The 13306-nt window shown below is 34.8% G+C and carries 15 protein-coding genes; 14 read left to right on the top strand and 1 reads right to left on the bottom strand.

Annotated features, from left to right (window positions below):
- The first annotated feature begins 137 nt into the window (after positions 1-137).
- Positions 138-4394, top strand: a complete 4257-nt coding sequence (locus AC3EA5_RS15605) for an EAL domain-containing protein (RefSeq protein ID WP_488609171.1) — start codon at positions 138-140, stop codon at positions 4392-4394.
- Positions 4395-4485: 91 nt separating this feature from the next.
- On the opposite strand, the gene AC3EA5_RS15600 is transcribed toward AC3EA5_RS15605, so the two are convergent.
- Positions 4486-4806 carry a hypothetical protein gene (locus AC3EA5_RS15600; RefSeq protein WP_488609170.1) on the bottom strand — a complete coding sequence of 107 codons (321 nt, stop codon included), beginning with the start codon at positions 4804-4806 and terminating at the stop codon, positions 4486-4488.
- Positions 4807-4948: 142 nt separating this feature from the next.
- Between AC3EA5_RS15600 and AC3EA5_RS15595 the strand changes: the two genes are divergently transcribed.
- The 13 genes from AC3EA5_RS15595 (at position 4949) to AC3EA5_RS15535 (ending at position 13147) form a co-directional block, all read left to right on the top strand.
- The gene (locus AC3EA5_RS15595; protein WP_488609169.1) at positions 4949-5461 is read left to right on the top strand and encodes a hypothetical protein; all 513 of its coding nucleotides are present in this window, start codon (positions 4949-4951) and stop codon (positions 5459-5461) included.
- A 708-nt stretch (positions 5462-6169) separates the two neighbouring features.
- Positions 6170-7531, top strand: a complete 1362-nt coding sequence (locus AC3EA5_RS15590) for a sensor histidine kinase (protein WP_488609168.1) — start codon at positions 6170-6172, stop codon at positions 7529-7531.
- Between the two features lie 30 nt (positions 7532-7561).
- Positions 7562-8239 carry a response regulator transcription factor gene (locus tag AC3EA5_RS15585; protein WP_488609167.1) on the top strand — a complete coding sequence of 226 codons (678 nt, stop codon included), beginning with the start codon at positions 7562-7564 and terminating at the stop codon, positions 8237-8239.
- 9 nt (positions 8240-8248) lie between these two features.
- The gene (locus tag AC3EA5_RS15580) at positions 8249-8488 is read left to right on the top strand and encodes a hypothetical protein (protein WP_488609166.1); all 240 of its coding nucleotides are present in this window, start codon (positions 8249-8251) and stop codon (positions 8486-8488) included.
- Between the two features lie 145 nt (positions 8489-8633).
- Positions 8634-8879 carry an SHOCT domain-containing protein gene (locus AC3EA5_RS15575; RefSeq protein ID WP_488609165.1) on the top strand — a complete coding sequence of 82 codons (246 nt, stop codon included), beginning with the start codon at positions 8634-8636 and terminating at the stop codon, positions 8877-8879.
- A gap of 15 nt (positions 8880-8894) precedes the next feature.
- The gene (locus AC3EA5_RS15570) at positions 8895-9248 is read left to right on the top strand and encodes a hypothetical protein (protein WP_488609164.1); all 354 of its coding nucleotides are present in this window, start codon (positions 8895-8897) and stop codon (positions 9246-9248) included.
- Positions 9249-9428: 180 nt separating this feature from the next.
- Positions 9429-9668, top strand: a complete 240-nt coding sequence (locus AC3EA5_RS15565; RefSeq protein WP_488609163.1) for a hypothetical protein — start codon at positions 9429-9431, stop codon at positions 9666-9668.
- 311 nt (positions 9669-9979) lie between these two features.
- Positions 9980-10588, top strand: coding sequence for a hypothetical protein (locus tag AC3EA5_RS15560; protein WP_488609162.1), 609 nt, complete (start codon positions 9980-9982; stop codon positions 10586-10588).
- 60 nt (positions 10589-10648) lie between these two features.
- On the top strand, positions 10649-10999 hold the full coding sequence (locus AC3EA5_RS15555) for a hypothetical protein (RefSeq protein ID WP_488609161.1): 351 nt from the start codon (positions 10649-10651) through the stop codon (positions 10997-10999).
- A 251-nt stretch (positions 11000-11250) separates the two neighbouring features.
- Positions 11251-11475 carry a hypothetical protein gene (locus AC3EA5_RS15550; protein ID WP_488609160.1) on the top strand — a complete coding sequence of 75 codons (225 nt, stop codon included), beginning with the start codon at positions 11251-11253 and terminating at the stop codon, positions 11473-11475.
- A gap of 57 nt (positions 11476-11532) precedes the next feature.
- Positions 11533-11685 carry a hypothetical protein gene (locus AC3EA5_RS15545; protein WP_488609159.1) on the top strand — a complete coding sequence of 51 codons (153 nt, stop codon included), beginning with the start codon at positions 11533-11535 and terminating at the stop codon, positions 11683-11685.
- A 325-nt stretch (positions 11686-12010) separates the two neighbouring features.
- Complete coding sequence (locus tag AC3EA5_RS15540) at positions 12011-12427, top strand: VOC family protein (protein WP_488609158.1); 417 nt, start codon at positions 12011-12013, stop codon at positions 12425-12427.
- Between the two features lie 180 nt (positions 12428-12607).
- Positions 12608-13147, top strand: coding sequence for a DJ-1/PfpI family protein (locus tag AC3EA5_RS15535; protein WP_488609157.1), 540 nt, complete (start codon positions 12608-12610; stop codon positions 13145-13147).
- The last annotated feature ends 159 nt before the right edge of the window (positions 13148-13306 follow it).

Below are 13306 nucleotides of genomic sequence, written 5' to 3'. Positions count from 1 at the left end.
TAAGTTTGGTATGAGGGATTAAAATCAAACAGGAAATGCATAAGGGTCATTAGAGTAATGACAAGAGCAATTGATTTATTCGTATAATTTAATAAACTAAGTAGCAAAAGATTGATTAAATAAAAGTAGGTGACATTATGGAACATACATTCGTTGGGAATTATAATATTTTACTTGTTTTGTTATCATTTATCGTTATCTTGCTTACGTCAATTGCCGTATTTGATGTTAGTGCACGAATGTTTCTTGCAAGTAAGTTTAAAAGAATATTGTGGTCTATTATTGGGGCATTAATTATGGGTGGAGGAATTTGGGCTCTACATTTTATTGGAATTCTTGCTTATATGATTCCCAATTCGTTAAATTATAGCCTATTGATTTTGGGTGTATCTCTTGTCATTATTATTGTTTCTTCATTCATTTCCCTATATATCACTTCGGAGACAAGGATTAATACAAATCATTTTATTTTTGGAAGTGTTGTAATGAGTATCAGTATTTTAGGTATGCATTATTTGGGGATGAACGCGCTAAACATGACTGCTTCCATTTCCGATAATCCTATGATTTTATTGCTATCTGTTGTGTTGGCATTTATTCCTTCTCTCATTTTTTATAGAGTTATCTATTATCACAGAAAAAAAGAAACTACTATTCTCATACAGACAAAGTTAATAAGTGGTATTCTCATGGGTCTATTCATTTCAGCTATGCATTATACTTCGATGTTTGGTACCAAATTGACATATAATCCTCAAATGGCAAACATGAATTTCCAAACGGTAGACTCCAACCAACTAGCAACTCTCCTTGGTATCGTTACAATTTTCATATTAGGAATTGTGCTAATTAGTTCTTTTTTGGATCGAAAATTTACGCTTCAATCTTCTCAGCTAAAGATTAATGAACAGTATTATAAATCTCTTTTCGAAGATAATTCTGAAGCTATATTACTATTTGACTTAGAAGGACGCTTTGTCCAATTTAATCAATCAGTTAATGAACTTTATGGATATCCCTTTGAAGAGTTACTACATCAATCTTTTACATCGTTAATTATTCCGGAGTATTTAGAAATGACGATTAATCAATTTAGCATTGCAGCACAAGGAGAGGCTACGACTTATGAAACATCTGTACTCAATAAAGCTGGGTATCAGTTGGATTTACATGTAAAGAATTTCCCCATCATTGTAGATCAAAAAATTGTAGGTGTCTTTGGCATCATTAAAGACATTACAGATATCAAACGCGCAGAAGAGGCATTAATTGAAGCAGAGTCAAAATACCGTAGTTTAGTCGAACAATCCTTGGTGGGGGTGTATATTTACCAAGATAATAAGATTGTTTATGTGAATCCACGCCTTGTCGAAATAATGGGTTATAGTCATGAGGAATTTAGTAAACTGAAACTTGCAGATTATGTTTATGAAGAAGACATTCCACTAGTGACAGAAAATATTACAAAGAGACTAGATAAGGGAATTCCTTCTATTAGATATGAATATCGGGCTATAAAAAAAGATCGGACCATGATTTATTTAGAAATTCATGGATCAGTTTCCAGGTATCGTGGGAAGGATGCTGTGATTGGGAGCATTATCGATATTACAGACCGTAAAAAGTCAGAAGAAACCATTAAACATATGGCTTATAACGACTACTTAACTGGATTACCTAATAGCAACTTTTTAAGTAAACGATTAAAAGAATTAGTACATGACAAAAATGAAACAGCTGTTTTATTACTAGAACTGGAACGAATGAACAATATTAGAGACACAGTGGGACAAGAATCGAGTAACTCAATTATTCTACTAGCTAGTGAACGAATAAAGCTGTCTTTAGGAACCGATAGTATTTTGATTCGATGCCAAGAAGATAAATTCGTTATTCTGTTAACAAATACAAATCTTGAGCGAACGACACAAACCGCAAAAACAATTTTAGATGTCATAGCTCAACCCTTGAAAAACATTCATCATGACGTTTATGTCAATCCTAGTATAGGAATAAGCATGTATCCTAATGACAGTAATACTACTGAAACATTATTAGACATGGCCAATTCTGCACTACATTATGCAAAAAAGCACGGCAATAATAGTTATCACTTTTACACTCCGGATCTGGATGGGAAAACACGAGAAAGTTTAGAGCTTGAAATGGAACTGTTCAGGGCAATTGAACTGGACCAACTCACCCTTCATTACCAACCACAATTTCATTTAAGTACGGGAGAGTATATTGGAAATGAAGCGCTAATTCGATGGAATCACCCGAAAAGAGGCATGGTTTCTCCTTTACAATTTATTCCGATTGCTGAAGAAACAGGGCTCATTATTCCGATTGGGGAATGGGTATTGAAAACGGCTTGCGCTCAAAACAAAGAATGGCAGTTGGCTGGATTCCCTCCAATGGTTATCTCAGTCAACCTTTCCTCCCGACAATTTTCACAAACAAATATAGTGGAAGTTGTGGAGAGAATATTGTCTGAAACAAACTTAGATGCGAAATATCTTGATCTTGAAATTACAGAGAGTATGACAATGGATGTCGAACGTACAATAAAAACATTACATTCATTAAAAGAAATAGGCATAAAAATAAGTATCGATGATTTTGGTACCGGTTATAGTTCCTTGTACTACTTGAAAGAATTTCCAATAGACCGCCTGAAGATAGACCAGTCCTTTATTCGTGATTGCCACCTTGACCCAAGTAATGCAACCATTGTAAAAACCATTATTTCCATGGCTCATCACTTAAATATACAAGTAATTGCAGAAGGCGTTGAGACGAAAGAACATCTAGATTTCCTTCAACAGAACTTATGTGATGAAGTTCAAGGTTATTTGTTAAGTAAACCATTGCCTGCTGAAATCCTTGAGAAAAAGTTTTCCGACTTGCAAAAAATCATTAGAAGATATGGACTTACCAGTGAAATTAGTCATCGTCTATGGTTGGAAAGAGAATTAGAAATGACGAAACAAGAGCTGCAGGAGACGATTCGTCAACAGGACGGTATGACGCTTAAATACAAATTAAAAGATGGGAAGTTAATTCATACAATGTGTGATGGGGAATTGGTCTATCGAATTGGATTATCTCCTGAGAAAGTCGTTGGAAAAGAACTTGCAGAGATATTGCCTTTGGAAAAAGCTATAAAAAAAGAAGCATTTTATCGAAGAGCATGGAAAGGCGAGGAGAACGTTTCCTACGAAGGACATGAAAACGGCATTGTTTACCTGGCCAATTTACGCCCGGTGTTCAGAATGGGGAAAGTGGTGGAAGTTATTGCTTCCTGCGTTGACATTACGGAACGGAAACGTGTAGAAGAAGCCCTACGTCATAGTGAAATTAACTACCGGTTAATCGCTGAAAATACGAGCGATATAATCACTGTTGTGGATAAAAATGGTATAGTTCTTTACACTTCCCCTTCTTGTGAAGTTGTAAGTGGATATCCAATAGATCAATTGAATGGTTTGTCAGGGTTTTTATACGTCTATCCAGATGATTTGCCGTTGATTGAGAACATCTTCAGTGAAATCAAGTTAACGAAAACTTCAAATCTTGTTCAATATCGTATAATTCACAAAGATAAGTCATTAATTAACTTAGAAGCAAAAATCACGCCTGTCATGGGGCATAACGATGGAATTGAACATTTCATTGTTGTTATTCGAGATATAACAGAACAAAAGAAAGCCGAAGACCACTTGAGAAAATGGGAAAGATTATCCGTAGCTGGAGAATTAGCCGCAGGGGTAGCCCATGAAATTCGCAACCCTTTGACATCGATTAAAGGATTTATCCAACTCCTTGATAAAGGAGGAACTGCTGCAGAATATTACGATATTATGCTAAAAGATTTAAGTCAAGTTGAATCCATTATTAATGAATTTCTAGACTTAGCCAAACCTAAGGCAACTCTCTATAAACCTATAGATTTAAAGACGATATTATATAAAGCGGTAACTTTGCTTGAATCCGAAGCGCATCTAAAAAACATTATTATTGAATGCAAAATAGCAATAGATCCCCTTTTCATGCATTGTGATGAAAACCAAATGAAACAAGTGTTTCTAAATATAATAATTAATGCGATTGAATCTATGACTAATGGTGGAGAACTTAAAGTTTCAATAGAGAAAAAAGATGAAGAAACGATAATTGTTCTTATTATTGACCAAGGAAGCGGGATGACTGAAGATCGTGTGAAAAAACTAGGAGAGCCTTTCTATAGCAACAAAGAAAAGGGAACTGGCCTTGGATTAATGAGTAGTTATAAAATTATTCATGAACATAAAGGTGAAATTTTCATTGAGAGTAAAATTAATTCAGGAACCATTGTTGAAATTAAACTTCCATTAATTCCTAAATCTGAATAAATTAAAAATAATCCCCCTCGCAATAAGAACTCTGTTCTAATTGCGAGGGGGATTTGATTATTTGTCTAGTTAGTAACTCTTTTTTTATCGGTCAATCATAGTTATAGGTTTCAATTTCTTGTTTAAGCCAGTAATATTTCCCTCCAATTAACACCGTTTCAGTTGGCATTATCCTTCTTTTACGTGACATGTGAATTTTCTTGGAATGCATATTACCGCCATGTTCATTCATCAAATCCTCAAAGTCCTTTTGACTGAAGAAATCATTTGGATTCTTAATAATTAATGGTTTGTGTGATTTCGTCAGGTAGCTATCGGAGTAAAAATAGGTGAGTAATCGATCCACTGAAAATTCAATCCAGTCGGAATTCATTTCTTTAAATAACTGATTTAAATCAAGGATTCTGCGCATTAAAAGAATCGAGCAAGTCCTGGAAAATATTACATTAACATTTCTTTAATATTAAGCTCAATCAAATTATGATTAACTATGAGCTTAAGAGGTAAACAGATTGGGTAAGACATTCTAGTAATTAAAAAGAGGAGGGAATTTTATGAAAACTTCACTTTTAAAAATCACAGTACCGGTCTTAGCCATTGGCCTTGCTTTTTCTGCTCAAGGCGGTGTATCTGCAAATAGTCCAGACGCAGGGACGCCAGCTAAGGTGAATGTCGAAGTTCATGCAGGAAAAGAAATCTCTCTAGCTCAGGGGGAAAATTTTACACATCGTCTAACTCCAATTGACGAACGGATTTTTTCAGTGAATTCGGAAATCGAGGAGATTATCGTTGTACTGGAAGATGCAGAATCTATTACTTTTGAAGAATACTTTTTTTATCAAGAAAAATTGAATTCACTCGATAACCGATTGAATGCTTCAACCAATCAATTAAATGCGGTTACCAAAAAGTTTGACGAAGATTCTGTAGAAGTGAAAGAATTGGAAGTAGCGATTGAAGCATCATTTGTAGCAACTCTAGAAGCGCAAAACTTTTTAGATTCCATTGATGTTGTACCTGAACTGCCTGAAATAGAAGAACCGACAAAAGAACATATAACTCCATAAATCGGTACCCGGTTTATTGTTTTTAAAAGATGTGAAGATAAATATTATAGACCCTTTTCCTATTACTAAGGAAAAGGGTCTTTTGGCGCTGAAAACTATTTCATAAATTTTCCAAGAGCCTAGGCTTCTTTTATAGAGTTTCTAGTATTGAATAGGTAAAACTATCTTGTAGTATTTCAAACACGCAATGGTTCAATTAGGTGATGTTTTAATAGATATTTTTAATCAAATTTTGCCTCGCTAATCAGGACAAAATCAACCTTATTGGTGGAGAAGGGATTAATAAATGAAAAGAGTATGCGGAAAACCGTTAAATACGACTTCTTTATATACTGTATATAAGCAGCCGTTAGATTAATAGAGTGTTCTTTTTAAGGGGTATGGATTGCCATTGCTTTGGATATTCGTATTCGAACCATCTATTTAATCTAGATATATCATATTTTTTTCAACGTTTATTCCAGGAGGATGCATTTAGCATAACTGAAGCACAAAAATACTAGGAAATTAAAGTCCCGTAAAAGAGTATATAGCTGAAAGAATGTTCTTGAAATGTAATTACATTTTAAGAACATATTAATTTTATCTATTTCTTCATACTTTCTCAACTTGTTTAGATTATGATAAAAGTAGAGCGTTTACTTTAGGGAATTCTTCTCGATTTATATAATGAAGGGAATATCTAGTACACTTTTAAGGAGCATATGAATGAAATTTAAAGTATCGAGCATATCTTTAAAGCTTGGCTTGTTGTTTAGCTCCATCTTTTTCACTTTGTTTTTAATTTTGGGATCCATATTGTATGGTGTATTCACCAATTTATTTGTTGATTATATTAAACAGGATTTGCTAATTCGAGGAGATAATCATGCTAGAATCATCAATGAAAGCTCCACCGGTCAAACCATTGAACATGTAGTCGAGATGGAAAAAGGAGCTACGACGAGTGTGCTGATTACTGATATGAATCAGCAAGTACTAGCCTCATCGACCCCCCTTAAGCGAGATATGAACAATCATTTTGTTGCCAAGGGTAGCAAACAGACTAGCCATGTTTTAGAAAGCAATTGGAGGCAGCACGAATATATTATTACTGTTTCACCAATTAAAACTGGCTTTGTGTATATGTACTATCCTTCTAAAATTTTAAGGGAAATCATCTTTGTCATGGATGTTTTGTTTATTGTCGCGGGTGTAGGTATCGTGCTGCTAACTTTTGGTCTTATTGGCCTTCTTTCACAGCGACTGGCGAAACCCCTAGTTATCATGAAAGAGGCAACAAATAAAATGGCATTAGGAAAATACAGTGAAAATATTCCAATCAAAGGCAATGATGAAATTGCTCAACTTGGAAATTCGATACAGTTGCTTGGGGAACAATTGCAGTATTTTGAGAAAAGTAGAAATGAATTCCTAGCGGCTGTATCGCATGAGCTCCGTACGCCATTAACGTATATTAAGGGATATAGCGATATTCTTTTGAAGGGGAATATCTACAGTGTTACTGATCAAGAAAATTACTTAAAGATAATTAATAAAGAAGCTAGCCGGATTTCTTTTCTTGTCAATGATCTGTTTGAAATGAGCAAGCTACAGATTGGGGAATTTGAGCTAAACAAAGAGATAGCCATGATTAATATGCTTATTGAAAAAGTAGTTTCAAGTCTTGAGCCCGCTGCAAGAAAAAAAGGGATAGAAATTAAAAGTGAGTATCAGCCCGATTTACCGGCGATTCCCATTGACGTGCATAGAATGGAACAAGTTTTTTATAATCTTATTGAGAATGCGATTAAATACAGCATTCAAGGAGAGATTACGATCCGTTCTTATTTGAAAAATGAATTTGTTATCATTGAAATAAAGGATTCCGGCATCGGGATTCCATCGGATGAGCTACCGAAAATTTGGGAGCGTTTCTATCGTGTTGACCAGTCTAGAACAAGGAAAACAGGTGGAACCGGACTCGGTTTATATGTGGTCAAGCAGATTATCGAGTCACATAACGGCAATATAGTTGTCAGTAGCATGGAGAACGAGGGATCTACGTTCATAATTTTTCTTAAATTATAAAATGTAATCTAATGAAGTGGGTGAAGAACTTTGAAGAAAATATTAATCGTTGACGATGAATTTGAGATGAGACAGCTCCTGCGGCTTTATCTACAACAAGAGAACTATCTTCTTGAGGAAGCAAAGGATGGCAGAGAAGCATATGACAAAATTTTGAAAAACGATTATGATTTAATAATTCTTGACGTTATGATGCCGTTGATGGATGGATGGCAGACATTGGAACAAGTAAGGAGAATATCTGATGTATCAATCATGATGCTAACGGCAAAAGGGTCAACTCAAGATAAAGTCACGGGCTTGTCTAAGGGTGCCGATGATTATCTGGTTAAACCCTTTGAGGAAGCAGAGTTGATGGCAAGGATACAAGCATTATTGCGTAGAACGCAACATCACTTCACGGAAGAAAATGAAGTGCTGAAATACGAGGGGATTATCTTGAACCTAACCTCACGTAATGCCAAGTATCAGGGAGAAGTATTTACCTTAACCCAAACTGAGTTTGATCTTCTTCAAGCTTTCATAGAGAACCGAGGAAAGGCTCTCTCAAGGGAACAGCTTGTGGAGCTAATTTGGGGAATAGAATTTGCGGGTGAAGATCGGACGGTTGACTCTCATATTAAAAATCTGCGAGGGAAATTAAAAGAAGCTGGAATTGAAAAGTCACTCGTTAAGACAGTCTGGGGCACCGGATATAAAGTGGAATAAGGTGATTATATGAAACGAATAGTATCTATGACGTTATTAGTACTCTTAGTTGTACTCGGAATTTCATTTCTGACGTTTGCGATAAAAATGATCTGGTTTCCTCCAGGTAGGAGAGGAATGATGATGGATCAAAACATGATTGGCCATCATATGTTTTCCTGGTTTGGCCATATGTTTTGGGTGTTAATGATTTTTGTTGGAATCATAATATTGATCTGGACAATCTCTATGAAAAAAAGTGACAAGTAAAATAAAAACCGTATGGAGCCCTTTTGTGTGAAGGTCCTATACGGTTTTTTATAAATGTAAATGGCTCCATACTTTCTTCATGTCTACCATGTATATTTAGAGTATAGAAACATACAACGGTTCAAAAGAAAGGAGGTAGAAAGAAATGATGGGACCAGGATATGGAATGGGATACGGAATGGGAGGTGGAGTCTGGATGATGTTGGGATTATTATTGATCATCGGCTTTGCATCCTACTACTTTATGAAGAACAAAAATAACAGTAACAACGGTTTCAATACTTCTCAGAAAGTTCCCGGGGCAGATGCCATGGAAATAGCCAAGAACAGGCTTGCCAAAGGTGAAATAACGACTGAAGAATTTGAAGTAATTAAAAAAACGCTTATATAAAAGGAGAGAAAACTAATGAAAAAGACTATAGTTAGTGGAGTATTAGCGGCAGTCCTTATCATAGGAGGCGGAACTGGTCTGTATATGACATCAGTATCTGCAAAAGGAAATGTTGAAAATCCAGAAACCTTTATGCAACATAATGGGATGAGTATGGAAAATATGAATGAAATGATGAAATCGGAAAATTTCGAGGATATGCAAAAATTCATGGAAAGTGGAAATGTGAATTTTGGCCAGATGAAACCATTCATGAAGAAAATGCATTCTGATTTAAACAATCAGCAATTGGAGGAACTCTATAAAGAAATGCATGGCACTGGGGGGTCAGCTATTAGCAACAATTTTAAAGGAATGATGGGAAACTAATTATTAAATAGTATTTAGGAGGTCGGCATTCCGGCCTTCTATTTTTTTTGCGAAAACAAAATAGTGTCCTTAGTGAAAAGACGATAGTTTTAATTCGTCTTTTTTTCGTGGAGCTTCACATCTCTTTTTTTTCCTTGTCGATCTGTATGGTGAAGCATTCCTTCGCAGCTCAAGAATAAAATGGTTTCAAATGGTTCCATGCACGTTTCTGTAACAATTAATGAATTATTAGATGAAAACGTACTACTTGATATTTCTTTGAAAGATCAGGATGGAGTAATTCATACTTCTTATGATGCAAATGTTTCACGAGAATCAAATCAAACGACAGTTAATCTTGTTTTCCCTTATAGCATTTGTAATGAACAACAGCAGCTTACTTTATCTGTAAAAGGATACGATGAAATGTTGTTCAAATAAATAACAGATATAAAAGATCGACTCATCTCATTTTGGGATAAGTCGATTTTATTTGGTCGTTGTTAATAATGGATTATGAGTTGAATACTTTCCCAACCGACGGAAATGCCAACCCAGGGTGTATGGGTTATGCGAGTTGCGTAATTGATCGAGGTTTTACGAACGAATCATTTAGTTTCTTGTCAACGATACATTATATAAGTGCATTTTAGTTGAATTGGCTATAAATAATTATGTAATAATATGGTAATATGAATACAGGGAATTTCATCTTAATAAAATCAAAAATTAAAATAAGGGGGAATGGTGTTTTGTTGAAAGAGAATAAAGAATATAAAGGGAATTGGAGAAGTTTTATTATTTTTACACTTGTTGTTGGTTTAATTGTCGGTATTTTCTCAGTTATTTCCGATAATTTACCAATTATAGCTGATGGTGTTACAGTACTTGAATTCGTCGTTTCCTACTTAGCAGTAATGATTAATTCCTTACCAATGTGGTTCATACTTGCCATGCTTGTTGGCTATGTATTTGCAAGGAATATTAAGGAAGCTATTTTGCTTGGTGTCATTTATACAGTCACAGCAATTACATTTTATTTCGTGATTGGTTATTTTTATACGGATATACCAGCGCCAATATCAATTAAAGAATGGGCATTCGACTATATGAATTGGGTCGGAGGGTCTGTTGTCGGTGGTTTTGTTGGTGGGGGGGTAGGATTTTTAGTTAAGAAAACACCGTATGCATTACTTATTCTATTTGTAGGGATAATCTTTCAGATGTTTTTATACGGTAAAAGTAGCTGGGGAGATATTGTTGGTATTTCGCAAAGTGTTACCTTTTGTCTAATGATAGTAAGCATTGTTTTTTATTTAGTGATTGTGAAGAGAAAAAAAGAACCGAATTGGGGTACGTAAAGCTTTCTATAATTCTTTATAAGCAATAATACAAAAACATTTACTGGAAGGAAATAAATCATGAGAAAAATAACTGCTATATTTCTTCTTTTACTTATATTATTCGGTTGTGCTGAGAAAGGATTTGAATCCTCAGAAGTTATTAAGGACTTTCCAATACCCATCGGGGCAACTCCTGTAGACAGTGAGGCTACTAATCCAAACGTAATAACATTTCAAAAATACCGGTATTCTAATAAAAATGAACCACAAGGGATTAGTAAGGAATATTTAACAGCTATAGAAGAGGAGGGTTGGTCTGAATTGAAAGATGAGCAATTGGGAGCAACACGTTTTTTTACAAATGGCGAGCGAAAAGTAGCAATTGAAGCTCGTCCCGATTCAATTTCACTGTATGAATATAAGGAGTAATTTTTTCTTATATTGTTAAAATATAGGTAAATAATGACTGCTTCTTCTGCTCTCGTTACATGGCTGCGTGGATACGTGCAGTCTGTAATTCCGGCTTTTAATGCTTCCTTAAATTCGGGTGCCAATTATTTCGACGGCTGCGCATCTTTCTTGTACGAGGCGGTTAAAATCATAGGACAACTGTTAAAAGAAAAGGTGATATTGTCTCTAAATATGGAGGAGAGGAATTCATTGTTTGATATGATATTTGAATGCTTATCACCCAGCGGAAGTTTGCTACTATTGCTGAACGATTCCGAAAGAAAGTTGAAGATTACATAGTTGAAGGTGAAGAAACCCAACCAGGAGGAAAACTCACGGTTTCAATGGGGATTAGCCTGTTGTATCGAGATAAAACATTAGACGATCTTATTAGAGAAGCTAATAAAGGATTATACGAATCTAAACCGTGTGCTTTACTTAAATACGAAGTGTAAGGCATCCAAAAGTACGTTATATCGTTTTTTACAATAATCATTAAAGAGGTGGATTGAGTGAGTGAGTATATTTATATTAATAGTATAGATTCCACTCCTGAATGGGAGCAGATTTTAAAAACAGTTATCGAATATAGTAATGAATTTGATATAGTGTTTGTGATAATTTTGATTCACTTTGGAATTTTAGTTTATACAAAGGAGATTTAAACATTTTAAACGTTGCGGATTTCAGTGAATGCTTCCTATATTCCAATCCTGAACTGATAACGTTACTAATCCAAAAAGACATAGATCTGAGCCAGTTTGACAAGTGGTAACCTGGGAATCGAGGAGGATGATTGCAATCTTTTCTTTATCACCTAACGGGTGCTTGAGTTGAAGATCCTTGGGTTGCGTATGTAACTCTTTTCCTAATTTAACTAACGCGGCAGGTTAGTTTAATAAAAAAAGCAAGAAAAGTAATGAGTTAGGAAGGATAAAGATACATAAAAGAGAAAGTATATACCATAAAATATTGGAAGGGGTCCATAGAATGAGCGAAAAATTATTAAGGGTAGGAACTACTTATATACCAGCGACTAATGTAGAACTATCTTCTAAATGGTATGTCAACAAATTGGGGGCAGAGTTAAGCTACAAAGACGAAGATAAAGCAATTCTTAATTTTGCAAACCAAAGCATTTTTCTTGTTAAATCTAATGAAAATCAAAGCTCCAATTTCTATGATATTAACGGGGTCGAGCGTTTTTCTTTAACATTTGAAGTTAATGGATTAAGTGCCTTAAAAGCTATACATAAAGATTTTACAGAAAAAGAGATAAGAGTTAGAGAAATTGAAAACAGGGGACACTCTGGAAGGAATTTTGTTTTCTATGATTTAGATGGAAATAAATTTGATGTGTGGAGTGAATTAAGTCCAACTTTCAAAGAAAAATATCTTATATCGTAATAGTATAAACTATTTTTGTTGAACTAACGGGTGCGTTGATCCAAGAAGGATTAACGCATTTTTTGTTGAACTTATTGTACTAACGCAGCAGGTTAGTTGAACAAGATACTGTTATTTTATGTATAATTAAAAATACATTTAATGGTTAACCAGAAATATAAAGGTAGGGAGAATATCTTAGTGAAAAAAACAGCAGTTTTATTATATCCTCAATTCAGCGAATATGAATTAAGTGTAGCGTTATCCGTTTTAATGCAAGGAAATAAACCAATTGTTACTGTTGGATTAACCAAACAATTGATTAAAGGTGAGTCGGGTTTATCTTGTGTAGCTGATTCATGCATTGACGAAATTAACCTTGAAGAGGTAGATAGCCTTTTATTACCGGGCTGTATGGACATTATGTCTCTAGTGGACGAAGTAAGACTTTTTGATTTCATTAAAAAAGTGACGACAAAAGAAAAAGTGATTGCAAGTATATCTAGTTCTCCATTTCTTTTAGCAAAAGCAGGTGTTTTAAAAGGAAAAAAATATACTGTTGGAATGACTGAGGAAAATATGGAGAAGGTGGGTGTATTTGAGAAAGAGAACTATTCAGATGAATTGGTAGTGCAAGATGGAAACATAATTACAGCAAGAGGTAGAGGGTTTATTAGATTTGGTGTTTATTTTGGCAAAGCGTTAAACCTTGAATTTAATGAAAGATGGTATCAAGAATAATTTAAGATTCTTATTCAACTAACGGGTGCTTGTGCGGCCGAGCCTAGGTCGTATCATATAGCGGGTGGGATTCCCGTCGAGAAAGAACTAGCCATTCACTCGTAGCGAGTCTTGGAGGGCTAATGGTAACAGTAGCCTTTAAGCGTAGACAGTTAGGTG

The organism is Paenisporosarcina sp. (assembly GCF_057785155.1).
Note: the sequence above shows the minus strand (reverse complement) of the source record. Positions and strands in the feature narration are given on the sequence as shown.